This window comes from Rhizobium sp. PvP014 (genome assembly GCF_017876855.1).
In the GTDB taxonomy this organism is placed as follows: Bacteria; Pseudomonadota; Alphaproteobacteria; order Rhizobiales; family Rhizobiaceae; genus Neorhizobium; species Neorhizobium soli.
The window spans coordinates 1,573,740-1,598,419 of record NZ_JAGIOT010000002.1; the positions used below are offsets into that span (position 1 = coordinate 1,573,740).

Sequence of the window (24,680 nt, forward strand, 5' to 3'; positions counted from 1 at the left end):
CGCGAGACAAGCCCAAGAGATGACCAGGCCGACTGATTTTTTCCGATTTTCAGTCATGTATAAAGGGCCGGATTTCTCAAAAATATTGGAGTGGAGACCAGTATTTCGGCTCGACGACCCGTCCGGCGCCGTTCCATCTCAGACTAAATTAAGCCTTGTCTGAAATGTTGGAAGGAGACCTGTTGGAACATTGCATGCTCTTCTCTTCCTCCATGATAAAGCCCGGCCGAAGCCGGGAACGGCGATTCTACCGGTTCGGCTGGTATTTGCCCGCCTTCATTATGGTCGCTGCGGTCATTTTCGGAATTGTCCGGGCCGATCTGGAAGAGCGCGCTCAATACATGGCGCAGCAGCGGCTCGTCGCGTCGGAACAACTGGCGCGCGTGTCCTCAAGCCTCGAAACCAATATTCGCGGCAACGTCAATCTGGTCCAGGGTCTCGTTGCCGCGATCGCTTCAAACCCATCCATCACGCAAACGCAATTTGCGGCGCTCTCCGAGCGAGTTTTCGCTGTTCCCTCGCAGCTGAAGAACGTCGCCGTGGCGCCCAATCTTGTGATCCGGTACGTCTACCCTTACGACCAGAACAAGCAGCTTGTTGGACGAGACTACACGGCCGACCCCAAACGGTCAGTGTCCGTCATGGAGGCGATCAAGCGCCGGTCCACCACGATCGCCGGACCTGTCGAACTCGCTCAGGGCGGACTGGGACTGCTGGCCCGCTACCCGGTTTTTTCGCAAGCCAACGGACATTTCTGGGGCATCGTCTCGAGCGTGATCGACGTGGAGCGCCTGTTCCGCGACATCGACCTCGATACCGAACGGCAACCCCTCAGCATCGCGATCTCCAGGCGGCCGGCACCGGTTGCGAAGGACGTCTTTACCGGTGACCCGGCGATCTTCTCCGCCGATGCGGTTCGTGCCCGCATCGAGCTCGGATACGACACCTGGTATCTCGCAGCGGTCCCGAAAGCCGGCTGGAACACGACCCCGCCGGATATCGGTTGGCTTTATGCCTACGCGACGCTGATCGCACTCTGCATCGTCGCCCCGATGATCTGGGTGGGGATCTTGATGAGGCAGCGCAATCGCCACATCGTCGATCTGCAACACCGGGAGGAGCAGTTCGAGACCATTCACCACCGGTTGACGCTGGCACTCGAAGCGTCGCAGATCGGCGTCTGGGAATACGAGGGCGCCACAGACCGCCTTTTCTGGGACGAGCGGCTCAAGGACCTCTATTCTGCGCCTCCGGGCAAGGACATCTTCACCTACGAGGACTGGCGTTCGACTGTTCATCCGGATGATATCGAGACGGCTGAAAATCGGCTGAACGAGGTCATCGGTGCCACCGAGCCCTATATTACCCAGTTCCGGATTGTCCGACCTTCGGGCGAGATCCGCCACATCCGCGCGCACGGCAAGGCCTACAAAACGTCGGGAGGCGTCGAACGCGTCGTTGGCGCCAATTGGGATGTCACTGATGACGTCAATCTGCAGATCGAACTGCGGGAGGAGCGCGCCCGCGCGGAAGAACAGAACGAGCGGTTGCGCGCGACACGCCGCACGTTGCAGCACCAGTCTTTGCACGACGCCCTGACCGGCCTTCCCAACCGGCGCTTTCTCGACCAGTTCATGGAAGCCTCGAACGCGACGACGCACAGTCACCGCCTGGCCTTTATCCATTTCGATCTCGACCGCTTCAAGGAAGTCAACGACACGCTCGGCCACGCGGCCGGCGACGAGGTCCTGCGCCAGACGACGGCCCGGCTCCTGGAACTGATCGGCCATGACGAATTCGTCTCGCGGATCGGCGGCGACGAATTCGTGGTCGTCACCAGCGGCCCGGCCCCGGAAGAGCGGGCAAAACATCTCGGCCGCTCGATCGTCAAGGCGATCGCCAAACCGATGACGATCGACGGCCAGGAATGCCATGTCGGCTGCAGCGCCGGCATCGCCATGCAGACGCTTGCGTGCGAAGAACCGCGCCAGTTGCTGATCAATGCCGACGTCGCACTGTACGAGGCCAAGAAACGCGGCCGTAACCGCGCCGAGGTGTTTTCAGAGTCCCTGCTTCTGACGGCGATCCAGGTAAAACGCACGTCCGACGAGCTTCTCGCGGCAATCGAGAACGACCAGATCGTTCCCTTCTTCCAGCCGCAGTTCGATGCCGTCACCCTCGATATCGTCGGTGTCGAGGCGCTGGCCCGATGGGTCCACCCGACCCGCGGCCTGCTCGCGCCCGAAGCGTTTCTCGATATTGCCGAAGGTCTTCATCGCTCCGGTGAGATCGACGCGCTCATTCTCGAAAAAGCGCTGTTCCAGGCCACCCGCTGGCGTGCCCGCGGGCTTGCCGTCCCAAGGGTCTCTGTCAATGTCTCGGCCCAGCGCCTGAAGGACGAAAACCTTTTGGAGCAGCTGTCGCACCTGTCGTTTGCGCCGGGCAGCATTGCATTCGAACTTCTGGAATCGATCTCGTTTGAAGGAAACGACCGCGGCCTGCGCAAGATCATCGGCACGCTGAAGGATTTGGGTATCGATATCGAGCTGGATGATTTCGGCTCCGGACACGCTTCGATCGTCAGTCTGCTGGAACTCGGCCCCAAACGGCTGAAGATCGACCGGCAGCTGATTTCGCCGCTTCAGGCGTCGGGTCCCCAGCACCGGCTTGTGGCTTCGATCATCGAGATCGGCCGTTCGCAAGGGATCGAAATCGTCGCCGAGGGCGTCGAAACGGAAGCCCATATGGATATCCTGCGTGGCCTCGGTTGCCAGGTGCTGCAGGGTTATGCCTTCGCGGAACCGATGTCGCCCGATGCGTTCATGGATTTTGCCGCCCACTGGCAGCAGGGCCGCGTCCCGGCAACCGCCGTACCCACCCGCAAGCTCGCCTGATATCGCGCGGTGGTCGAAAGGGTTCCGGTCATCCGGACCTGTCGGCCCCTACCCGCGCCTGAAACGATTGCCCCCAAACGCAAAAATCCCCCGCCGGCCTGAAGCCGACGAGGGATTTTGATTTGTCAGAACGGCGTCGCGATCAGATTTCGCTCTGCGACGTCACGATCTTGGATGCGAGACCATAGGCCACGGCTTCCTGTGCCGACAGCCAGTAGTCGCGGTCCGTATCGGCTGCGATCTTTTCGATCGGCTGGCCGGTTGCTTCTGCCATGATCTTGTTCAGGCGTTCGTTCATCTTGATGATTTCACGGGCCTGGATCTCGATGTCGGAGACCATGCCGCGCGTACCGCCAGATGGTTGATGAAGCAGGAAGCGGGTGTTCGGCAGCGCGATGCGGCGTTCCTTCGGAACCGACACGTAGATCAGGGCGCCTGCAGAAGCGACCCAGCCCGTGCCGATCATCCAGACCTTCGGCTTGATGAACTTGACCATATCATGAATCGAATCGCCCGACTCGACATGGCCGCCCGGGGAATTCACGTAGATGCGGATGTCTTCGTCGCTGGCTGCGGCAAGTGCCACGAGCTGCGTGTTGACCTTCTGCGCCAGTTCCTGGGTGATCGCTCCGTAGATGAAGATCGAACGCGACTTGAAAAGATTCGCCTCCGTTTCCTTACCGAGCGGCAGTTCCTTCGTCTTGTCTTCTGTGTCGTCTTCGTCGTTCAGCACGGTCAAAGTCTCCTGCATGAAATTCATATACGGGACATAATGTGTTCGCGGTCACAAAACAATGCACCCCGGCCTGAACATGGCAAGCTTCCAACGACTAAGGTGAATGACGTAGTCCGCATCGCCGGATCGTTACAATTGGCAATGGACGCGGTGACTGCTCTTGCCTATCGTTTTACGCTTCACGCATCATGTATTTCATCGGGGATCAAAATGTTGACCAGACCTTTCCAAACCGCCCTGAAGCATATTTCGCTCGCAACGGGCGCAGTCGTCGTTGCTGCCGCTCCCGCCTTTGCCCATCTCGATCCTGAAGCACATGGCTCGTTCATGGCCGGCATTTCGCACCCGATCTTCGGCCTCGACCACGTGCTTGCCATGCTCGCCGTCGGCCTCTGGGCAGCACAGATTGGCGGCAAGGCCATCTGGTCCGTGCCTGCCGCATTCGTCGGCACCATGGCGCTCGGCTTCGTGCTCGCGGTCTCCGGTCTCGATCTGCCTTTCGTTGAACCGGCGATCCTCGCCTCGGTCATCGCACTCGGTCTTCTGGTCGCCACCGCCGTCAAGCTTCCGACAGCCGCCTGCGGTGCAATCGTCGGCGTTTTTGCGCTGTTCCACGGCCATGCCCATGGCGGCGAACTCGGCAGTGCCGGCGCGCTTCAGTTCGGCCTCGGCTTTGTCATCGCGACAGCTCTTCTTCACGCAGCCGGCATCGCGCTCGGCCTCGGTATCGCGCGCTTTGCGCCAGCTGTAACCCGCATCCTCGGCGCAGCAACCGCAGTGCTCGGCCTGACGCTCGCATTCGGCTGAGATTACAACAAGATAAGCTGTGCCGCCTGAATCATAGTGTCAGGCGGCACATGTTCTACATGAACAAGATTTAACCCGGCAGCGGGTTTGAAATCCCGAAAATGCCGACTAACTCCTTGTCAGATGACGGCCGCTTGGGACGTCCACAAGGAGTGAGACCATGTCACCGGAAGAACGCCAGCTTCTGACCGCATTGTTCGATCGCGTGAAAACAGCCTCGACCACCCCGCGCGACCGTGATGCGGAGGCATTGATCGATGACGCGACCCGCCAGCAGCCCTATTCCGCCTATTACCTCGCCCAGGCGGTGATCGTTCAGGAGAAGGGCCTTGAGGCTGCCTCCGCCCGCATCCGCGAACTCGAAGAACAGGTCAAGCAGCTTCAGGCCGGCGAAAGCGACACCAGGCGCGACGAACAGGGCGGCGGTTTTCTGAGCTCGATCTTCGGCTCCGGTCAGGCGCCTCGCCCTCCGGCACCGCAAATGCCGTCCCAACAGGCCGGCCAGCAGCCATCCGGCCCCTGGGGTGCGCGACCGGGATATCAGCAGCCTCAGCCATACCGCGGCAACGACGACGGCTATCGCCCATCGGCCCCGTCAGGTCCCTGGTCATCACAGATGCAGGGGGCACAAGGCTATCAGCAGGGTCAGGCACCATCTGCTGGCGGCGGTTTTTTGCGCGGCGCACTTGGCACGGCCGCCGGCGTGGCGGGCGGCATGCTGCTTGCCAATTCGCTTTCGGGCCTGTTCGGCAACCACATGTCAGGCCTCGGCTTGGGCAATCCCGCAGCCGAAGCCAATCCGTTCACAGGCGGCCCGACCGAGGAAACCGTCATCAACAACACCTATATCGGCGACGACGCAATCCGTGAGGCATCCAATACGGACGCAGATAACGGCAACGACGTAACACCCGATCCCGGTGGCAATGACGGCGGCTGGCAACAGGCCGATTTCGGCAACGACGATCAGTCCGACTTCGGCGGCGGCGATTTCGGCGGCGACGACAACATGAATGTCTGAGGCGGAATGGCCCTCTCCCCGAACGGGTTGAGTGTCGCAATTAGCCCGGTGCGTGCCGGGCTAATTGCCAATAAATCTTACCCACGTCCCCGATAGGTCGCCACGCCCTGATCCGGCAACCACACGCCCTTCGGCGCTTCGCCGGTCTGCCAGAACACGTCGATCGGAATGCCGCCGCGCGGATACCAGTAAGCGCCGATCCGCAACCATTTCGGATTGAGCAGGTCGACGATCCGCTTGCCGATATAGACCGAGCAGTCCTCGTGAAAGGCGCCGTGGTTGCGGAACGCATGCAGGAACAGCTTCAGCGACTTTGATTCGACCAGAAACCCGTCGGGAATATAGTCGATCACGATATGGGCAAAATCCGGCTGGCCGGTCATCGGGCATAGCGAGGTGAATTCGGGTGCGGTAAAGCGCACCACATAATCCGTGCCCTGGTTGCCGTTCGGCACCTTTTCCAGAACCGCCGTCTCGGGGCTCGTTGGGGCCTCGACCTGATTGCCGAGCTGCGACAGTCCGCTGACATCCGTCATCGTCATTTTAAATTCCCTTCAGATTCGCATGGCTTTCAATGGCAACACGCTTGCCATGCGCGTGTTCGCTTTCCGGCTCCACATGGATGGCCAGGGTGGCACCGGGAATAGCCTCCTTGATCGCATCTTCCAAGCGGTCGCAGATTTCGTGAGCTTCGCCGACCGACATTCGCGATGGCACCACCAGGTGGAAATCGATAAACGCAGCCGATCCCGCCCGTCGCGTCTTCAGATCGTGCACATCGAGAACCCCGTCGCAATGGGCGGTGATCGCCGCACGCACCGCCGCCTCCTCCTCCGGCTGCAGCGCCTTGTCCATCAGCCCGCCCAGCGAGTGGGTGATGACCTTGTAACCCTGCCAGAGAATGTTGAAGGCGACGAAGATCGCAAGCAGCGGATCAAGGATCAGGTAACCCGTCAGAACCGCGAGCACCAGACCGACGAATACGCCGGCCGACGTCACCACATCCGACATGATGTGCTGGCCGTCTGCCAGAAGCGCCGGAGACCGGTGCGACCGTCCGACCCTGATTAGCACGGTCGCCCAGACCGCATTGATTCCGCCTGCCGTAGCGTTGATGGCAAGCCCGAGCCATGGCGTCTCCGGCATGCTCGGGGCGCCCAGAGCGCCCCAGGCTTCCTGAATGATCAGGATCGCCGCCAGCACGATCAACGCGCCTTCCGCCACGGCGGATATGTATTCCGCCTTGTGATGGCCGAAGTGGTGGTCATCGTCCGCCGGCCGTTGCGCATAGCGGATGACGAAATAGGCAATAAATGCCGCCGCCACGTTGACCAGTGATTCCAGACCGTCCGACAGCAGCGCCACCGAGCCGGTTACCCACCACGCAGCAAGTTTGAGGAACAGCACGCCGATCGAGATCGGGATGCCCCACATCGCCAGTCTCTCGACCTTTTTGTCGTCCTTTGCCACTCTGTCCATATCGCCCATACCCGTCTTCACTAATCATCCTCCTGCATCTGCAAGCGATTTGCAGGAAGCTATGCCCAAAACGACGAAACCGCCGCGGCGAGAGCGTCTCGCAGCGGCGGTTTCGAATAATGGCCGGCTGTATGGCGCAAGCCTCGCGGTTTGTCAAAGCCGGTCTTGCGCGTCCAGTCGCCGGGTATGCTCGTCGTCAGACGTTATCAACAACGGGGCATCGTCGCAGGCGGGCATCGGGCGTCAGAGACCAGGCATCAGGTGAAGATCAGCGCCATCCGCACGCTGTCCAGGTAGCACCCGTCGATCTTCAACGCATCGCGCGCCACGCCCTCCACCTGAAAGCCCACCTTCCGGTAAAGCGCGATCGCCCGGTGATTGTCCGCATGCACGTCGAGTTCGACGCGGTGAATGCCGGACCGGTTCGCGGCCTCGACCGCGGTATCGATCAGCCGACGGCCCAAGCCTCTATCGCGAAACCCGGGAATGATGCCCATGCCGAGCAGGCCGCGATGAGCATGCACATCGCGCTCCAGCCTTCGGATATCGCACCAGCCGACGACCTCACCGTCAGCGACCGCGACGATGTGCGGATTGCCAGCAGCCACGCTCTCGCGTACGAAATCCCGCATCTCGTCGATCGGCGGGGCACGCAGAAACACCATGTAGCGCCGCTCCCGGCAGACGATATCGAGCGCCTTGTGAAAGCCCTCGATATGCTCGTCCTTGAGAGGTTCGATGGTGACGCCGTCAGCGCCACCTATCGCGTCGGCATCGTCCATCAGGCCGCTTTCGTTGCGCGCTTTCTCGAAAGGTTCGCCACCACGTTCTCGATCATCCGCATGCCGGCATCGCCGCCCAGCGTCATGATCGATTCCGGGTGGAACTGCACCGCCGCGACCGGTTCCTTGGCGTGTTCGATGCCCATGATCGTGCCATCCTCGCTTTCAGCGGTGATGATGAAATCGGAGGGCAGCGTCGACGGATCGGCAAAGATCGAGTGATAACGGCCGACCGTGACATCCTTGGCAAGTCCCGAAAACACGATGCCGGGCTCCAGAACCCGGATGCGCGACGGCTTGCCGTGCATCGGCAAAGCCAGCTGCCGCAGCTCGCCGCCATAGGCTTCGGCCAGCGCTTGCAGGCCAAGGCACACGCCGAAGATCGGCAGGTCTTTCGCCCGCGCCGCCTTGATCGTCGCCTTGCAGTCGAAATCCTTCGGCTTGCCCGGCCCCGGCGACAGGACGACGAGATCCGGATCGATCCGGTTAAACACCTCTTCCGGCACCGGCGAGCGAACGGTCGAGACCGTCGCCCCCGTCTGGCGGAAGTAGTTGGCAAGCGTATGGACGAAACTGTCCTCGTGGTCGACCAGCAGGATCTTCACCCCCTGACCCACCTTGGCGACGTCGCGCGAGGCCTTGGCCGTGTTGCCGGCGCGCGCATCGCGGATCGCCGAAATCATCGCCGATGCCTTCAGCTCGGTCTCGGCCTCTTCCTCATGCGGATCCGAATCGTTGAGCAGCGTCGCACCGGCACGCACCTCGGCAATGCCGTCCTTGACTCGGATGGTGCGCAGCGTCAGCCCCGTGTTCATGTCGCCGTTGAAGCCGACCATGCCGATCGCGCCGCCATACCAGGCGCGAGGGCTCTTTTCGTTGGCCTCGACAAACCGCATCGCCCACAGCTTTGGCGCACCGGTCACGGTCACCGCCCAGGCGTGGCTCAGGAAGCCGTCGAACGCATCCATATCCGGACGCAGCCGTCCCTCGATATGGTCGACCGTGTGGATAAGACGCGAATACATCTCGATCTGCCGGCGGCCGATCACCTTGACCGAACCCGGCTCGCAAACGCGAGATTTGTCGTTGCGGTCGACGTCGGAGCACATGGTAAGCTCCGACTCGTCCTTCTTGGAATTGAGCAGCTTCAGGATCTGTTCGGAGTCGGAAATCGCATCCTCGCCACGCTTGATCGTGCCCGAAATCGGGCAGGTCTCGATACGACGGCCAGACACCCGCACAAACATTTCCGGTGATGCGCCGATCAGATATTCCTGGTTGCCGAGATTGATGAAGAACGAATAGGGCGACGGGTTGATCGCCTTCAGACGGTTGGAAATCTGCGACGGATTGCTGTCGCAGCGCTCCATGAACTTCTGGCCCGGAACCACTTCGAACAGATCGCCGCGGCGAAAGCTTTCCTTGGCGCGGGTAACAAGGCTCGCATATTCCCCCGGCTTGTGGTCGCCCTTCGGCGGCGTCACCGTGGTGCGCAGGAACGGCTCGGGCGCGATATCCTGCGCCTTGCCTTCCGTCGTCACGCCGTCCTTGGCAAAGTCGTAGCGATCGACCCAGGCCTTTGCCGCATGGTGGTCGACGACCAGAATTTCGTCGGGCAGGTAGAGAACCATGTCGCGTTGGTCTTCCGGCCGCTGCATCGAGAGCTTGATCGCATCGAACTGGAACGCCAGATCGTAGCCGAACGCCCCGAACAGACCGATCGCCGAATCCGCGTCAGAATGGAAGAGATCGACGATGGCTCTCAGCGCGGTAAACACCGTCGGCATTTTCGAGCGCTCTTCCTCGGTAAACACGCGGGTAGGCTCGTTGACAGTCAGGTCCAGACGGCGGTCGGTGCGCTCGCCGAGCGTCAGGTCGGAAATCGTCGCAAGCTTGTCGGCGATAAACGACAAAAGCACTTCGCCGCGACCGTTATAGGCCTCGATCCACATCGCCCGGCCGTTGCAGGTAATGCCGAGCGGCGGATCGGCGATCGCCGTATCCCAGCGGGTATAGCGTCCGGGATATTCGTAGTTCGACGAAAACACCGCGCCGCGGCGCTCGTCCAGCCGGTCGACGTAAGACGAGATCGCGGTTGCATATTCGGCCGGCCTGCGGGCGCGGCTGACGCTGATTCCGCCCTTGGTCTCGTAGGTCTCGGACCCGTCGTCGTGAATGATCGTCGCCATGTCTGCCTCTAAAATCCCTGTTGATCTGCCCGGATTTTGAGAAGCGGCCAATAAAAAAGCCGCCTCGGTAATCGGGCGGCTTGGTCATAGTCTTGTCGATGGACATGACTGGTCAAGGCCGCGTCAGCGTGCCCACCACCAGTTACCGTTGTTGCCCATCGAAATCATCATGGAGCGAATTGTTAGCGCGGCGCCGGCAAACGCGCAAGTGGATTTATTTGGCCACAATGCGACCAAAACAGGGTCATCCGCGTTGCGTCTCCGAAACATGGGAAAGGACGACCGAAGGATGAAGCATACTCTATGCCTTCTCGCTTTAAGCACTTCGCTGGCAATGAGCGCACCGCTGACACTGGGTGCAGCGCCTCTGCCCGCCCGCCCAGCACCGCAAGGCTCGACGCCGAACGTTGTCGAAACAAACATCATCGACCAGTTCATGCGCGATGCCGGACGCACCCGCAAACAGTCGACGCGCAAATCCTCGTCCGGCAAAAACCAGTCGACCCGCCCCGCACAGGGTGCCCAGAACCAGAGCCGAGCCGCGATCCCCGCCGCCCCCGCCCTCGCTACCGTTCCGCTTCCCATGGCAAAGCCGGGTGGTGAACCCGTGCCCGAGGCAACGGCGGCAACGGCCGCAGCCGCTGCTACACCTGAGGTCGCCGCAAAGCCCGTCGAAGCAAAGCCCGAGAACCCGCCCGAAACCCCTGCGGAGAAGCCTGCAGAGCGCCCCACAGAGCCACCTGTCCCGGCCCCCGAACAGACCCAGAGCCCGGAACAGACCAGTAAAGCTCCTGAAGAAACCATCCCGACCCCCACTCCCAAGCCGGAAGAACCCGCAGAACAGACGCCCGCTGCATCGAGCGACGACGGCCAAGCTAATCCTGGCAAGACTGATCCTGCCAAACCGGACACTGCCAAGCCAGACGACAAGGCACCGCAGGACAAGGCTGCTGATGACAAAACTCCGGCCGATAAGCCTGCGGACGAAAAGCAGGAACAGGCCGAGACCCCGCCGCCGCCTCCGCCTCTCGTCGAGGAAGACGCCGCAGAACTGAAAGCCTGCCTTGCAGACCTCGGTGCCATCGGCGCCAAGTTCGAATCCGTCAAACCGATCGACGACGGCAATGGCTGCGGCATCAAGCAGCCGATCGAGGTGGCGCAGGTTCTGCCCGGCGTCGATCTCGGCGGCGCGACCATGCGCTGCAAGACGGCGCTGACCATGGCCCACTGGCTGAAGGATACGGTCCAGCCCGCGCTCAACATCGCCATGCCAGGCCGCAAGATCACCGGCCTCGTTCCCGGCTCCACCTACCAGTGCCGCCTCAGAAACAGCGCCTCGACCGGCAAGATCTCCGAGCATGGACGCGGCAACGCCTTCGATGTCGCCGCCTTCAAGCTCGACAACGGCGAGAAGGTCGTGATGAAGCGGCGTGAGGACGATCACACGCTGGAAGGTGCCTTCCAGATGACCGCCACTGCCGGCGCCTGCCTGCATTTCACCACGGTCCTCGCACCCGGCAGCGATGCCGCCCACGAGGACCACCTTCATCTCGACATCATCGACAGGGATGGCGGCTACCGCATCTGCGAGTAGCCGTTGAGGGCCAGGGTCAGGCCGGCGAGGAGCCGGTCAGCCGGCTTTCCTGCGTGCCGATCGTCATGGCATTGCCGCGCCATTCGAACGATCCGGAAAGCCAGCTTCTGATCCAGATTGCCGGCAGCATCACGTCGCGCACCATCATTGCCGGCAGCGACAGGATCGACAGCCGCCAGCCCTTGGCCCGCGCAAGGGCCAGTTCCGGCAGGTAGGTTGCGGCAAACACGGTTGCGGCCACGAGCACCGAACTGAGATCCAGCAGGACGGCAGCGATCAGCCCGAGCATCAGGGGCGGCAGCGCCCCGAGCAGGATCTCCGGGGTGAAGAACAGGGGAAACGTCACCCGCCGCAGCCGGGCCCAGCGCGTCTGGCGCGACCAGATTTCCTCAAGCCCCCGGCGCCCGAGCGGCTGCTCGAACGGCGCCGACACCAGATGGACTTTCTTGCCGTGGCGGTTGACGAGCTTGGTCGACGCCGCGTCCTCGGCAATCTCGGCGGCCAGCGCCTGGATGCCGCCGGCCGCATCCAGAAACGGCTTGTGCCACAGCATGCTCTTGCCCTGCGCAAACCCCAGCCCCAGCGCCTCGCCCACATATTGCCAGCGCGCCTGCAGCGTATTCAGGAAAGCGCATTCCACTTCCGCCCAGAACCCGTCCGGACGCGATCCGATCGGCGTCGAGCATACGAGCCCGGTATCGGCCCGCCAACCGGAGACGAGGTTCTGAATATAGTCCTTGGGCATCAACACGTTGGAATCGGCAAGCACCACCCACTCGTGTCGTGCCGCATGCCAGCCCTTGGCGCAGTTGTTGAGCTTGGGATTGGCGCTGATCCGGTCATCGCCGATCAGCAGCCGCGCCGGCACCGCCGGATGCGCGGCAATCGCCGAGCGGATCTCGGCGATGATCGGATCACCCTCGTCCTGCACGCAGAAGATCAGCTCGTAATCCGGCCACTCGAGCTTGAATGCATGCGCGAGCGTCAGGCTGGAATAGGCCTCGATGCCGCGCACCGGAATGACGATCGATACACCGTCCGGCTTGATCACCGCCGGCTTGTCACTCGCTTTGTCCCGATGCGAAAGCCGCAGGCCGGCAACCGCGATGCTGAAGAGATTGATCGCCAGAAGGGCCATGGCGAGTGTCGCAAGAACAAGATCCATCCTGATGTTCCCGATGGCCGGCCCCGAATCGTCGGGTCACCGCCAGTGCCAGAAGAGTAAGGGCAAGCAGACCATTTCGGTGTGACAGACGCATGACGTTGCCCCTCACCCGCGAAGGCGAGAGGCGAGGACGATCCGGAGAAAACCGCTGGGCAGCCTCTATGCTTAGAACAGCCCTTCAATCAGCCCATCCGCGTTGAGATGGATCCGCTCGGCTGAAGGCGCGCTCGGAAGGCCCGGCATGGTCATGATCTCGCCGGTGATCGCCACGATAAAGCCGGCGCCGGCCGACAGCCGCACTTCGCGCACATGCACCACATGCCCTTCCGGCGCACCGCGCAGGTTGGGATCGGTGGAGAACGAATACTGCGTCTTGGCGATGCAGACCGGCAGATGGCCGTAACCAGCACTTTCCCAGGCCTTCAGCTGATCGCGCACCGCCTTTTCCGCCGTCACCTCGCCGGCATGATAGATCTTGGTGGCGACCGCCTCGATCTTCTCCATCAGCGGCATGTCATCAGGATAGATCGGCTTGAAGGCGGCGGCGCCGCTTTCGGCCAGTTCCACCACCTTGTAGGACAGTTCCTCGATGCCGGCGGAACCTTCCGCCCAGTGACGGCAGAGGATCGCCTCCGCGCCGTGATGCGAGACGTATTCCTTGATCGCCGCCACTTCCGCATCGGTATCCGAGATGAAGTGGTTGATCGCGACCACGACCGGCACGCCGAACTTGCGCACGTTTGCGATGTGACGTCCCAGGTTCGAACAGCCGCGCGTCAGCGCCTCGACATTCTCTGTCCCGAGATCGTCCTTCTTCACGCCGCCATTCATCTTCAGCGCCCGGATGGTCGCGACGATCACGGCTGCGTCGGGCTTCAGCCCTGCCTTGCGGCACTTGATGTCGAAGAACTTTTCGGCCCCCAGATCCGCTCCGAACCCCGCTTCCGTCACCACGTAGTCGCCAAGCTTCAGCGCCGTCTTCGTCGCGATCACGGAATTGCAGCCATGGGCGATGTTGGCGAACGGCCCGCCATGCACCAGCGCCGGATTGTTTTCCAGCGTCTGCACCAGGTTCGGCTGCATCGCGTCTTTCAAAAGCACCGCCATCGCCTTGTCGGCCTTGATGTCGCGGGCATAGACCGGCGAGCGGTCGAACCGGTAGCCGATGACAATATCGCCGAGCCGCTTTTCAAGGTCGGCCAGATCCTGCGCCAGGCAGAGGATCGCCATCACTTCGGATGCGACGGTAATGTCGAAGCCGCTTTCGCGCGCAAACCCGTTCGACACGCCGCCAAGCGAGGTCACGGTCTGGCGCAGCGCCCGGTCGTTCATGTCCATCACCCGCCGCCAGGTGATGCGGCGCGTGTCGATGTCGAGCGCGTTGCCCCAGTAGACATGGTTGTCGATCATCGCCGACAGGAGATTGTGCGCAGAGGTAATGGCGTGGAAGTCGCCGGTGAAGTGCAGGTTGATGTCTTCCATCGGCACGACCTGCGCATAGCCGCCGCCGGCCGCCCCGCCCTTGACGCCGAAGCAGGGCCCAAGCGACGGCTCGCGCACGCAGATGACGGCCTTCTTGCCGATCCGGTTCAGCCCGTCGCCGAGGCCTACCGTGGTCGTCGTCTTGCCCTCGCCGGCAGGCGTCGGATTGATCGCCGTCACGAGGATCAGCTTGCCATCGGGGCGGCCCTGGAGCGAGCCGATGAAATCGGCCCCGATCTTCGCCTTGTCATGGCCGTAGGGCACCAACGCCTCGGGAGAGATGCCAAGCGCCGCGCCAATGTCCGCGATCGGTTTCTTTTTTGCCGCGCGGGCGATCTCGATGTCGGATGGAACGGGGGCCATGCTTGTCTCTCGCTTGTTGGTTTGCGTGAACCATGGCCACAGCCGCTTCCCCACGACAAGCCCGGAACGGGAACAGCGCCCTGATTATGCACACTACAACGCGCTCATCCACACACCAAAGTTGCAATTTAATTCGATACAATCTTATATATCTCTGATCCATGGGGGATCGAGGGGGAACGACCAATGAACCTTATTCTCTGCTGCGACGGCACCTGGAACACGCCCGACGATATGGATGGCGGCCAGCCTAGCCCGACCAATGTTCGCAAGATTTACAATGCAGTCGCCGACAAGGATGCCGCTGGCATCAAACAGGATGCCTACTATCACCCCGGTGTCGGCACAGACGGAACCTGGTGGCGACGTGCGGTGGAAGGCGGTACCGGCAAGGGTCTCGCTGACAACATCAAGGGCGCTTACAAATGGCTTGCCAGCACCTACAAATCCGGAGATCAAATCTATCTGTTCGGCTTCAGCCGTGGCGCCTACACGGTCCGCAGCCTCGGCGGCATGATCTCCAAATGCGGCCTTCTGGATATCAAAGCCTCTAAGCTCGACGAAGAGGGAACCTGGAAGGCGATCGAGGCGATCTTCACGGAGTACCGCGCCAAGAGCGAAGCCGGCACCAAGCGCAAACAGTCCGGCAAGATCCACTTCCACAACGTCGCCCCAGGCGGCACCCGCAATGCCTCAACGCTCATCCAGTTCATCGGCGTCTGGGATACGGTCGGCGCGCTCGGCATTCCCGATGACATGGGGTTTCTCAACCTTCTCGACAATCCGGAGAACCATGAGTTTCACGATACGACACTCGGTTCCGCCGTCCTCAACGCCCGCCATGCGGTCGCGCTCGACGAGTTCCGCCAAAGTTTCATGCCGACGCTCTGGGTCAAGCCGGATGGCTGGACCGGAACGCTGAAACAGGTCTGGTTCCCAGGCGTGCATGGTGATGTCGGCGGTGGCTATGCCGCAACGGGCCTTTCGGACGGCGCTCTCCTGTGGATGATGAACGAGGCAAAAAGCTGCGGCCTCGTATTCCGCGAAGGGGCTGAAAACCAGCTGAGGCCGGATCCGCGCGGCGTGCTGCATGATTCCGCCAGTGGCATCTTCGCCAAGCTGAAAACGAGACCGCGCGCCGTACCTCACGTGACCGCAACGCCTTCAGAAGATTTGCACAGCTCCGCCTCCGAGCGGCACCGCACCCCGCCCTTGTCGCAGGGGCGCTACCGGCACGCCAACGCAAACCTGCCCGCAGAGGTCGATGTCTTCGCACGCGACCACTGGAACGACACCGGCATCTTTCTGCAAAAGGGCATCACCTACACGTTCGTCGCGAAAGGCGAGTGGACCGATGGCACGGTCCTGTGCAACGCCGATGGCCCGAAAGATGGAGGAAACTTCCAGGCCGGTGAGATTGCCCATCTTGCCTCGAGCGGCCTTGGCCAGCTCGAAAAGGCGTGGAAATGGTCGACCGGAAACCAGCAGGTGGATTTCTGGTGGACCCGTCGCGAGGAGGAGCTGCCCTGGTTCAGCCTGATCGGCGTGATCGCCAACGACGTGCCGCCGCCCGCTCAGCAGCAGACGCCCAAGAACGGCATTCTCAAACTGCCCCACGAGGTGTTTCTGATCCGCAGCAAGGCGAAATTCACACCGAAGGGCGACGGCTATCTTTACTGCTTCGCCAACGATGCCTGGGGCGCCTACGGCAACAACCGCGGCAGCGTCAGGCTGACAGTCGCCTCTTCTCCGACTTCCGCAAACCCACCACCGAGCCACTGACCAACCACGCCGTGACGACGACCAACACTCGTCACGGCGTGCTCTCACCACACGCCGCGCAAAAACATGAGTATTACACTCAGATTCAAACTTGACTCATTTAGTTTAGATTTCTAAGGCTTTTTGCGGGGCTTCTGCTTCGGCGGAAATCAAACAATCCGAACGTTACCCGGACGCAGGCTATCGCCGCGCCCGATGTCTCTGCATGTCTTTTTGAGGGGAACCACCATGCCTACCCGTTCGTCGCGGCATCGCCATCTCTACGCCGGAACTGCCGCACTTCTGCTGATCACGGCCGCGCCGCCGGCATGGGCGCAAGAGACTGCCCAGACCACCGCTGGAACGACCGCCGCTGGAACGACCGCCGCGACCCAGGTTGCCGATGGCCAGGATACGACCGCCCTGAAGCCGATCGTGTTGCGCGACGGGACTTCCGTCGGCAAGTCCGACTCGCCGCTGACCGAAACGACAGATCGTCAGGTCATCCAGGACCGGATGGTCACCGATTTCAAGGATTTCTCCCGTCGCGTCGATGCCGGCGTCACCTTCAACCGGCAGAGCCAGAGCATCAACATTCGCGGTCTGCAAAACGAGCGCGTCCTGACGACGATCGACGGGATCCGCCAGCCCTGGCTGACCGACCCGCGCGATAGCGCCCGTGGCGGCAACAACGCCTTCGATTTCGACACGCTTTCGACGATCGATATCACCAAGGGCGCCGATTCGAGCCGCGTCGGTTCCGGCGCTCTTGGCGGCGCAGTCCAGCTCTACACGATCAATCCGGAAGACCTGATCGAGGACGGCCGTAATTTCGGCGCCCTGACCAAGAGCACCTATGACAGCGCCGACCGCAGCCTCGGCAACAATGCCGCCATCGCCGCACGACACAATGACAGCTGGTTCATGCTCCAGGGCGGCTACAAGCGCGGCAACGAGACCGATAACGAGGGCGAAATAGGTGGTTACGGCACCACCCGCACGGAGGCCAATCCAAGCGATTACTGGCAGCGCAACCTGCTCGCCAAGTTCCACCAGTATATCGAGGGCGGCCATCGTTTCGGCCTGACCGGCGAACTCTTCAACAAGGAGATCGACAGCGACAACATGCGCGGCACGACCACGAGCTACCAGCAGGGCACGCTGAAGAGCGGCGAAGAGGTCGATCGCAAGCGGCTGTCGGCATCCTACGACTTTACCTCCCCCAGCGGCGGCGACATCGTCGATCAGGCGAGCATCATCACCTACTGGCAAAAGCAGCGACTGAACAACACGACGGACGGGTTCCGCCTTACCGACCCACGCGGCTCAATCATTCCCGGCGACCCCTTCTTCTACGGCTCCCCAAGCGGTATCTACAGCCGAGACAACCAGCTGACACAGGATAGCTACGGCATCTCCGGCAGCGCCTCGAAGGAACTGACCATCGGCGGCGTCAGCCACGAATTCCGGTTCGGCGGCGAGCTCTCCTGGCAGAAGACCTATCAATACTCCTCCGGCGTCGACAATTGCCCTGATGTCGACTGGACGACCATCCCGCAACCCTTCGGTCCCCAGTCCTGCCGCATGCTCCATTCCAATTCGTCCGATATGCCTGACGTCGACGGGATGATCCTCGGCATGTATGCCGAAGACGACATCAAGTTCTTCGAGGACCGCCTGACGGTGACGCCCGGTGTGCGCTTCGACTGGTACGATTACGATCCGAAATCGACCGCAAGCTTCGAGGACAGCCCGAACTACGATCCGGCCTATCTCGAAAGCAACAATGCTTTCGGCATCTCGCCAAAACTCCGTTTCGGCTGGAAGGCGACCCAGGAACTGGAACTGTTTGCCCAGTATGCCCGCGGCTTCCGCGCGCCGACCGCGACCGAGCTTTACCAGAATTACGGGGCTCCGGGCTCCTATGCCCGCATCGGCAATCCTGATCTCGAAACCGAAACCAGCAACGGCTTTGAAATCGGCGCCAAATACGACGCGGCCGACTATTCGTTCAAGGCGACCGCCTTCAACAACTACTACAAGAACTTCATCGACACGGTCACCATCGCGCCTCCAGGCGGTGAGTACCCGGTCGGCGGCATCACCGGCTACGAAAACCTCAACCACGTCCGCATCTACGGCATCGAGCTGGGTGGCGAATGGCGCTTCGATCCACGCTGGCGCACTTGGGGCTCGTTTGCCTATTCGCACGGCAAGGATACCGATACCGGCGACTACCTGAACTCGGTCGCGCCGCTGCGCGCCATCATCGGCCTTGGCTATTCATCCGAGACCTGGGGCTCGGACGTCTCGCTGACGCTTGCCGCCTCCCGCCACAAGGTCAGCGGCACCGGCTTCGAGGCACCCGGTTACGGCCTCGTCGACACAACCGTCTGGTGGGCACCCGAAAAGGTCGGAAGCATTGATCTGACCGGCCTCAAGGTTCAGGCCGGCGTCTTCAACGTGTTCGACAAGAAGTACTTTGACGCGGTCAGCGTCCCGGACGGCGTTTCGGCTTCGGCGCAGGACTTCTACAGCGAGCCCGGCCGCAGCTTCAAACTGTCGGTGACCAAGAAGTTCTGATCCCTCCCCGACGATCGCCCTTTGATCCTGGACGCCGCATTCCCCGTAGGGGGTGCGGCGTTTTCGTCAGGATAGGCATCTTGCACCGGTTTTCGGCCCAGCTTATGGGAATCTCCAGCGCCTGCAACGGAGAACGGCCCCCATGAAATCGCTGGAACTGCTTGTCGAGAAGATCATCCTCTCCAGTCGCTGGCTCCTCGTCGTCTTCTATCTGGGCCTGGTTGCCGCACTCGCCGTCTACGCGCTGTCTTTCATGTTCAAGTTCTGGAAAGTCGCCAAGGAAGTCTTCACGCTGAGTGAAGCCGAAATGATCCTCGCCATGCTGGGTCTCATTGATGCGGCACTCGTTGCGAGCCTGATCGTGATGGTGATGATCTCTGGTTACGAGAACTTCGTTAGCCGCTTCGACGAAACGGAAGCCGACGTTTCGTTCCTCGGCAAACTGGATGCCGGAAGCCTCAAGATCAAGGTCGCCTCCTCCATCGTTGCCATCTCGTCGATCCATCTCCTGCAGATCTTCCTCAATGCCAACCAGTACTCGGATACCACGCTGATGTGGTACACGATCATCCACCTCACCTTTGTGGTCTCGGCCGTCATGCTCGGCTGGCTGGAGAAGATCATGGCGACGACAAAGGCCCACAAACACGAAACCAAGCTTTGACCGACTCAGGGTCTAAATTACCCCGGATCAGGCCGGACCGGTGATTGACGAACCGCAAAAGGGCTTGCGAATGAGCCCATCTCGGCGATACATGAGACAAATATAACAGTATCTCGGAAAATTACTCCACACGGGGGCTTTTGCTCACTTTTCCGCTGGATTTACAAAGCGATTAGTATATTTGTTGCGCTTAACATAATAACCATTCACTTTTTTCGAAGCTAATATGATCACGCTGGAGCGGCAATCGATCCTCAACGGCGAAATTTCTGCAGCCTACTCCCGTGCGGAGATTTCGACGGTCTTTGAACGGGCCACACGCGAATTTGGCTTGCGCCATTTCGCTCTGGTCAAGCTTCCGCCTGCAAGCGAGACGCTTCTGTCCCGCATCATCGTCGAGACCAATCTTCCCAAGGACTATATCCGCGAATTCGATCGACTGCGGCTGCTGCCACGCACCCGGATGGCGGATGCCACGAGCGGCTGGTCGCTCCCGGACTGTTGCTGTCTCGATGATCGCAACTCGCCTGGCCAGCTCCCGCCGGACCTGATCGCCCTGCGCCGTCAGTACGGCATGATCACCAGCGTGGCGATGGCGCTTCATTCGGTCGATGGTACCGGCTTCCGCATCCGCATGTCGGGAGATCGTCCGCGCCTGACCCAGGCGGAACTGAACGAAATCGGCATGGTGATTTTGCACGCCTTCGCGGTGTTCGATCGCATCCGCCGATCGGAGCAGGCATCGACCTTCGGGCCGCTGACCACGCGGGAACTTGAAGTCGTACGCTGGACGGCACAGGGCAAGACCTCGTCCGAAATCGGCAAGATCCTGTCCCTCTCCGATCACACGGTCAACGCCTACATGACCAATGCCATCAAGAAGCTCGATTGCGTCAACCGCACCCAGCTTGTGGCAAAAGCGCTGAGACTGCGGCTGATCAGCTAGCGCTGCCGCAGCCGCACCGTCTTACCGATCCAGTACGCCGCGCACTTCAACGAGGTTGGAGCGCACCATCAGCGTATGGAAGCCCATCACCGACAGATGGCTCGGCATGATCATCCCATCTTCCGCCCCATTGGACACGATCGACGGCTGGATGCGAAGTGCTGCGCGGAAACGCGACAGCGTCTCGTTCCAAAGCTGCGTCAGGTTGCGCTCGCGAATGACCTGCGAGAAGTCGGCACCAGCTGCGGAAAGCACGGCGTAATAGCCGTAGAGCTGGCCATAGGCGAACCAGAAACGGTCGTCGGCACGGGTATCGAACCAGCCCGCCGCATGGTTTTCCGACCGGTCGCGCAGGATCGCAGCCGTCGCACCAAGATCATTGGCGATCCGGTCGACGAACTGCACGAGATTGTCGGAGCGGCTGTCGAAGGTCGCGTTGCAGGAGGTGAGATCGGCGTTGAAGGCCCGCAGCTTTTCGATCGCGGTGCGATAGTAGCTCGGCGTCGGCGTTTTGAAGCCGAACGGATCGACACCGAAATACCAGGAATACTCATCAAACTGCAGGTTGCCGCGGGCATCCTGTAGGTTGGTGTTGACACCCGACGTGCCGCGCACGCGGCCAAGCGTATCGACAAGTTCGCTGGACGTGCGCCGCACTGCCTGGTTCACGCCGCGCTGGAACGAAGCTTTGTTGTCGAGAAACGGCGTATTGTCCCAGCTGATGCCGAAGAAGCCGAGCCGGTAGAGCAGCATGGACGAGATCCACGCATTCTGGTTCACGTTGGCGTCGGTCAGATCCGCCGCCGCATCGACGATCGCCGACGACTGGCACTGGCGGGCAGCCACAACAGGCGCGGCGGGCACCGGAGAAGACGCGGCCGTCCCGTTCGATGTTTCGGCAGCAGCAGCCGCCACGGGCGCCGTCGCAGGAAGATCCTGGCCGGCCGGCACGGTGCGCTCATTCCAGCGATAGGCATCGACAAAGCTCGGGTTGAACCCGGTCCAGATCTGGGTCTGCACGAAGAAATAGCCGTAAAGACCAAACAGGATAACGAGGAATGCCAGGATCGGCGCCTTCACCATCAGGTGCCGCTCGCCATACCAGCCATGAGCGGCACGAAACGGCCAGACGATCCCGGCGACGAGCAGTCCGATGCCCCTTGCGATCGCCTTGCCCAGGGTCTGAAGTGAGGCCTTGAGCCGATCGAGCATCCTGTTCTCCTGTCTGTGGGGCCGATAGGTCCGCCCGGTTGTTCCAACAGATATGGTTCCGCAAGCAGGCAAACAACCGCGCTGCATAAAAATCGGCAGCGGAGCACGGGTTTACGATCGCAGATAGCCGCCAAACGGCCAGTGCGGCATCCTCCAGCGCCCGTCACTGGCGCTCTTCACAGCCGTCACCTCTCCAGGCTCGCTCCCATCGGTCACGGACACCGGATCGGTCTCCGCCTTCGGCAGGAACCGGTCGGCAAAAGCCTGTTGCGCCGCCCGTTTTGCTTGCCCGGCACCGGAGGCCCGCCAGGCACTCTCGGCAAATACCCCTGCTACCGGAACACTGTAGGGGAGAAGACCCTGCAGCGGTGGATCGCGCTGCCAGAGCGCCTGATGAACTGCCAGCAGGTCGCCGGTGTCGAAAAGCACCTTGTGGCGCAAGATATTGAGCGTCATCACGCTGGCATTCATCCGGTCGGTTATACCGTTCATCAGCCGGAAAAGGCCTTCCGTCCGGCCCACCGCGTCGGGTTTGGACAGATCATCGCCCATCAACCCGCGCACCAGTTCCCTGCGGTGGTCGGCAAGGTCGAGAAGCCCCCTCTCGAACCGGTAGCGTCCCATCATCAGCGCGACACGTTCCTTGTCGAGCAGCGTGTAGAAAGCATTTCCGACATCGAGGAGCTGCTTCACGGGCTCGATGCCCGTCCTGTTTTGCCCCGAACGTTGACCGGACCATTTCGTGGTCCAGCCGAGTATGCGCTTCAAACTGGTGGGCTCGACAGGATCGTCGAAGGTCTGCCGCAGCCTCGTCACCGCATCGCCGAACGCGCCGACCGCTTTGGCGAGATCCGCCTGCAGGCCGTCGCCCATCATCGCCACCCGTGCCTGCCGCTCGGCCTCGGCTTCGAGGTCTGCGACATCTGGAACGTGTCTGTCCTTCACCCCTCGCGAAAGCATCGCTTCGGATGTGGCGAGCTCGTCCCACATTGCCTGAAACGCCGTCGCGATCCGGGATATTTCCTCGTGAAATCGCCGGTAATCTCCCATGCCCTGCCCTCCCCAAAGCACTCCCGCGGCCATGCCACCGTCCGGGAGAATTTCAAGGTATCACAGGCTGGAAAAATCGCTACGTCGTTTCAACGCAAACGGGAACAATGCCAGTCTTCGCGTCGCCGCTTACCAGCAGCGCATCTTTTCTTCCCAGTGCCGACGGCAAAGCGAGACGTAGCGGTCGTTACCGCCCACTTCAACCTGTGCGCCTTCGCGAAGCGCCTCGCCATCGGCATCCACACGCACGACCATCGTTGCCTTGCGCCCGCAATGGCAGATCGTGCGGACTTCACGCAGTTCGTCGGCAATCGCCAGCAACTCCTGCGACCCCGGAAACAGCTTTCCGCGGAAATCGGTCCGCAGACCATAGGCCATGACCGGAATGCCGACGCGGTCGGTGATGCGGGCAAGCTGCCACACCTGCTCGGAGGTCAGGAACTGCGCCTCGTCGATAAAGACGCAGGTCAGCGGCTCTTGCCCATGCAGCTTTGAGATCTCCGCATAGAGATCGTCCTCTGGGCTGAACGGGATCGCGTCGGATGACAGGCCGATTCGCGATGCAACGCGCCCCTGGCCGCCCCGGTGGTCGAAGTCGGCGATGAAGATTGCCGTGCGCATGCCGCGTTCGCGGTAGTTGTAGGATGCCTGCAGCAGCATGGTCGATTTGCCGGCATTCATCGTTGCATAGTGGAAGTAAAGCTTGGCCATGCGGCTTTGTGATGCCGATCGGCATCGAAGAAAAGCGCCGCCACGCAAAACCCACAAAAAATACGCGAACGACCCATCAATCGGCGCCTTGTCGCAAATGGTGGCTTCAGACGCCGTGATGCACAAGCTTGCCTGTTTCGGAGAGATATTGATAAGGTTGGGCATGATTTTAATGGGGAGCATAAAAATGACCATGACCGTTTCGACCAAGACCATTCTGGCCGCCGCCGTCTCCATGATGGCGCTGAGCGGAGCTGCTTCGGCCGCCGAGCCGGCAAGCTGCGGCACCGTCCGTTTCTCCGATGTCGGCTGGACCGACATCACCGCCACGACCGCCACCGCCTCCGTCCTTTTGAAGGCGCTCGGCTACGAGACGGATGTGAAGGTGCTTTCGGTGCCGGTCACCTATTCGTCGCTGAAGAACAAGGATATCGACGTCTTCCTCGGCAACTGGATGCCGACCCAGGAAGCCGACGTCCGGCCCTTCCTCACCGACAAGTCGGTCGAATCCATCGGCCCCAACCTCGTCGGCGCCAAGTACACGCTGGCAACCAATGCCAAAGGCGCCGAACTCGGGATCAAGGACTTCAAGGATATCGCAGCCAAGGCCGATGCTTTGGGCGGCAAGATCTATGGCATCGAACCCGGCAATGACGGCAACCGCCTGATCCTCGGCATGATCGAGAAGGACACATTCGGCCTCAAGAAGCTGGAAGTGGTGGAATCTTCTGAACAGGGCATGCTGGCCCAGGTCGCCCGCGCCGACAAGGCCGGCGAACCCGTCGTCTTCCTCGGCTGGGAACCGCATCCGATGAACGCCAACTTCAAGCTGACCTACCTTACCGGCGGCGATGACGTGTTCGGCGCGAATTTCGGCGGCGCCGAAGTCTATACCAACGTCCGCGCCGGCTACACGCAGGAATGCCCCAATGTCGGCACCTTCATCAAGAACCTGAAGTTCTCGCTGCCGATGGAAAACCAGATCATGGGCGGCATCCTCAACGACGGTGAAGAGCCGGAAGCAGCGGCGACCACGTGGCTGAAGGCCAATGGCGCTGCGATCACCCCGTGGCTTGCCGGCGTCACCACCAAGGACGGCAAGCCAGCCGAGGCCGCGGTCAAGGCCGAACTCGGCCTGTAAGACGCGTCGCAAACCGGCGAATGCCGGCGGTGTGATCCTCGGGCCCGTCCCGAGGATCCGCTGACGTTGGTAGACCCTTGGGGGCGCCCTCGAGGGTAAC

General features: G+C 61.4%; 19 protein-coding genes. 9 read left to right on the forward strand and 10 right to left on the reverse strand.

Going from position 1 to position 24,680, the window contains the following annotated elements:
* The first annotated feature begins 194 nt into the window (after positions 1–194).
* Positions 195–2,894, forward strand: coding sequence for an EAL domain-containing protein (locus J3A65_RS12195; RefSeq protein WP_209901416.1), 2,700 nt, complete (start codon positions 195–197; stop codon positions 2,892–2,894).
* Between the two features lie 142 nt (positions 2,895–3,036).
* On the opposite strand, the gene J3A65_RS12200 is transcribed toward J3A65_RS12195, so the two are convergent.
* Complete coding sequence (locus J3A65_RS12200) at positions 3,037–3,624, reverse strand: ATP-dependent Clp protease proteolytic subunit (RefSeq protein WP_062457904.1); 588 nt, start codon at positions 3,622–3,624, stop codon at positions 3,037–3,039.
* Between the two features lie 216 nt (positions 3,625–3,840).
* Here J3A65_RS12200 and J3A65_RS12205 point away from each other — a divergent pair, with 216 nt between their 5' ends.
* Together J3A65_RS12205 and J3A65_RS12210 are read left to right on the forward strand one after the other, a co-directional pair.
* The gene (locus J3A65_RS12205) at positions 3,841–4,437 is read left to right on the forward strand and encodes a HupE/UreJ family protein (RefSeq protein ID WP_192086242.1); all 597 of its coding nucleotides are present in this window, start codon (positions 3,841–3,843) and stop codon (positions 4,435–4,437) included.
* A gap of 160 nt (positions 4,438–4,597) precedes the next feature.
* A complete protein-coding gene (locus tag J3A65_RS12210) occupies positions 4,598–5,458 on the forward strand; it encodes a DUF2076 domain-containing protein (protein ID WP_174196403.1) in 861 nt (286 codons plus the stop codon).
* 77 nt (positions 5,459–5,535) lie between these two features.
* Here the strand turns inward: J3A65_RS12210 and queF are convergent, their stop codons facing one another.
* The 4 genes from queF to J3A65_RS12230 all read right to left on the reverse strand — a co-directional run bounded on the left by queF (position 5,536) and on the right by J3A65_RS12230 (position 9,908).
* Positions 5,536–6,000: a preQ(1) synthase gene (queF, locus tag J3A65_RS12215; protein ID WP_062455655.1), complete on the reverse strand. Its 465-nt coding sequence runs from the start codon at positions 5,998–6,000 to the stop codon at positions 5,536–5,538.
* Position 6,001: 1 nt separating this feature from the next.
* Positions 6,002–6,928, reverse strand: coding sequence for a cation diffusion facilitator family transporter (locus J3A65_RS12220; protein WP_280136603.1), 927 nt, complete (start codon positions 6,926–6,928; stop codon positions 6,002–6,004).
* 266 nt (positions 6,929–7,194) lie between these two features.
* Positions 7,195–7,719 (reverse strand): GNAT family N-acetyltransferase, encoded by a 525-nt coding sequence (locus J3A65_RS12225; RefSeq protein ID WP_209901418.1) that lies wholly within the window; start codon positions 7,717–7,719, stop codon positions 7,195–7,197.
* Entirely contained in the window at positions 7,719–9,908 is a 2,190-nt protein-coding gene (locus J3A65_RS12230) for an anthranilate synthase (protein WP_209901421.1), read from the reverse strand. Before J3A65_RS12230 ends, J3A65_RS12225 begins: the two co-directional genes overlap by 1 nt.
* 289 nt (positions 9,909–10,197) lie before the next feature.
* On the opposite strand from J3A65_RS12230, the gene J3A65_RS12235 reads away from it, so the two are divergent.
* Complete coding sequence (locus tag J3A65_RS12235; RefSeq protein ID WP_245341528.1) at positions 10,198–11,502, forward strand: extensin family protein; 1,305 nt, start codon at positions 10,198–10,200, stop codon at positions 11,500–11,502.
* Positions 11,503–11,518: 16 nt separating this feature from the next.
* Here the strand turns inward: J3A65_RS12235 and J3A65_RS12240 are convergent, their stop codons facing one another.
* Positions 11,519–12,667, reverse strand: coding sequence for a ceramide glucosyltransferase (locus tag J3A65_RS12240; protein ID WP_113167206.1), 1,149 nt, complete (start codon positions 12,665–12,667; stop codon positions 11,519–11,521).
* 165 nt (positions 12,668–12,832) lie between these two features.
* Entirely contained in the window at positions 12,833–14,512 is a 1,680-nt protein-coding gene (locus J3A65_RS12245) for a formate--tetrahydrofolate ligase (RefSeq protein WP_209901423.1), read from the reverse strand.
* 186 nt (positions 14,513–14,698) lie between these two features.
* Between J3A65_RS12245 and J3A65_RS12250 the strand changes: the two genes are divergently transcribed.
* The 4 genes from J3A65_RS12250 (at position 14,699) to J3A65_RS12265 (ending at position 20,466) form a co-directional block, all read left to right on the forward strand.
* Positions 14,699–16,294 carry a DUF2235 domain-containing protein gene (locus J3A65_RS12250; RefSeq protein WP_062455637.1) on the forward strand — a complete coding sequence of 532 codons (1,596 nt, stop codon included), beginning with the start codon at positions 14,699–14,701 and terminating at the stop codon, positions 16,292–16,294.
* Positions 16,295–16,522: 228 nt separating this feature from the next.
* A complete protein-coding gene (locus tag J3A65_RS12255; protein ID WP_209901426.1) occupies positions 16,523–18,856 on the forward strand; it encodes a TonB-dependent hemoglobin/transferrin/lactoferrin family receptor in 2,334 nt (777 codons plus the stop codon).
* A gap of 142 nt (positions 18,857–18,998) precedes the next feature.
* On the forward strand, positions 18,999–19,520 hold the full coding sequence (locus tag J3A65_RS12260) for a TIGR00645 family protein (protein WP_082472017.1): 522 nt from the start codon (positions 18,999–19,001) through the stop codon (positions 19,518–19,520).
* Positions 19,521–19,746: 226 nt separating this feature from the next.
* Positions 19,747–20,466 (forward strand): LuxR C-terminal-related transcriptional regulator, encoded by a 720-nt coding sequence (locus tag J3A65_RS12265; protein WP_062455631.1) that lies wholly within the window; start codon positions 19,747–19,749, stop codon positions 20,464–20,466.
* Between the two features lie 21 nt (positions 20,467–20,487).
* Here J3A65_RS12265 and J3A65_RS12270 read toward each other — a convergent pair whose 3' ends face one another.
* The 3 genes from J3A65_RS12270 to J3A65_RS12280 form a co-directional block, all read right to left on the reverse strand.
* Positions 20,488–21,678 (reverse strand): DUF2333 family protein, encoded by a 1,191-nt coding sequence (locus tag J3A65_RS12270; RefSeq protein ID WP_192086235.1) that lies wholly within the window; start codon positions 21,676–21,678, stop codon positions 20,488–20,490.
* A gap of 111 nt (positions 21,679–21,789) precedes the next feature.
* Positions 21,790–22,728, reverse strand: coding sequence for a hypothetical protein (locus J3A65_RS12275; protein ID WP_209901428.1), 939 nt, complete (start codon positions 22,726–22,728; stop codon positions 21,790–21,792).
* A gap of 129 nt (positions 22,729–22,857) precedes the next feature.
* Positions 22,858–23,439: a thymidine kinase gene (locus J3A65_RS12280; protein WP_062582867.1), complete on the reverse strand. Its 582-nt coding sequence runs from the start codon at positions 23,437–23,439 to the stop codon at positions 22,858–22,860.
* A 187-nt stretch (positions 23,440–23,626) separates the two neighbouring features.
* Here J3A65_RS12280 and J3A65_RS12285 point away from each other — a divergent pair, with 187 nt between their 5' ends.
* On the forward strand, positions 23,627–24,580 hold the full coding sequence (locus J3A65_RS12285) for a choline ABC transporter substrate-binding protein (RefSeq protein WP_062582865.1): 954 nt from the start codon (positions 23,627–23,629) through the stop codon (positions 24,578–24,580).
* The last annotated feature ends 100 nt before the right edge of the window (positions 24,581–24,680 follow it).

Excerpts from the sequence above, each read along its gene's own strand:
- J3A65_RS12195 (WP_209901416.1), top strand. The coding sequence starts at position 195 with ATGCTCTTCTCTTCCTCCATGATAAAGCCCGGCCGAAGCCGGGAACGG.
- J3A65_RS12205 (WP_192086242.1), top strand. The coding sequence starts at position 3,841 with ATGTTGACCAGACCTTTCCAAACCGCCCTGAAGCATATTTCGCTCGCA.
- J3A65_RS12210 (WP_174196403.1), top strand. The coding sequence starts at position 4,598 with ATGTCACCGGAAGAACGCCAGCTTCTGACCGCATTGTTCGATCGCGTG.
- queF (WP_062455655.1), bottom strand. The coding sequence starts at position 6,000 with ATGACGATGACGGATGTCAGCGGACTGTCGCAGCTCGGCAATCAGGTC.
- J3A65_RS12225 (WP_209901418.1), bottom strand. The coding sequence starts at position 7,719 with ATGGACGATGCCGACGCGATAGGTGGCGCTGACGGCGTCACCATCGAA.
- J3A65_RS12230 (WP_209901421.1), bottom strand. The coding sequence starts at position 9,908 with ATGGCGACGATCATTCACGACGACGGGTCCGAGACCTACGAGACCAAG.
- J3A65_RS12235 (WP_245341528.1), top strand. The coding sequence starts at position 10,198 with ATGAAGCATACTCTATGCCTTCTCGCTTTAAGCACTTCGCTGGCAATG.
- J3A65_RS12240 (WP_113167206.1), bottom strand. The coding sequence starts at position 12,667 with ATGGATCTTGTTCTTGCGACACTCGCCATGGCCCTTCTGGCGATCAAT.
- J3A65_RS12245 (WP_209901423.1), bottom strand. The coding sequence starts at position 14,512 with ATGGCCCCCGTTCCATCCGACATCGAGATCGCCCGCGCGGCAAAAAAG.
- J3A65_RS12250 (WP_062455637.1), top strand. The coding sequence starts at position 14,699 with ATGAACCTTATTCTCTGCTGCGACGGCACCTGGAACACGCCCGACGAT.
- J3A65_RS12255 (WP_209901426.1), top strand. The coding sequence starts at position 16,523 with ATGCCTACCCGTTCGTCGCGGCATCGCCATCTCTACGCCGGAACTGCC.
- J3A65_RS12260 (WP_082472017.1), top strand. The coding sequence starts at position 18,999 with ATGAAATCGCTGGAACTGCTTGTCGAGAAGATCATCCTCTCCAGTCGC.
- J3A65_RS12265 (WP_062455631.1), top strand. The coding sequence starts at position 19,747 with ATGATCACGCTGGAGCGGCAATCGATCCTCAACGGCGAAATTTCTGCA.
- J3A65_RS12270 (WP_192086235.1), bottom strand. The coding sequence starts at position 21,678 with ATGCTCGATCGGCTCAAGGCCTCACTTCAGACCCTGGGCAAGGCGATC.
- J3A65_RS12275 (WP_209901428.1), bottom strand. The coding sequence starts at position 22,728 with ATGGGAGATTACCGGCGATTTCACGAGGAAATATCCCGGATCGCGACG.
- J3A65_RS12280 (WP_062582867.1), bottom strand. The coding sequence starts at position 23,439 with ATGGCCAAGCTTTACTTCCACTATGCAACGATGAATGCCGGCAAATCG.
- J3A65_RS12285 (WP_062582865.1), top strand. The coding sequence starts at position 23,627 with ATGACCATGACCGTTTCGACCAAGACCATTCTGGCCGCCGCCGTCTCC.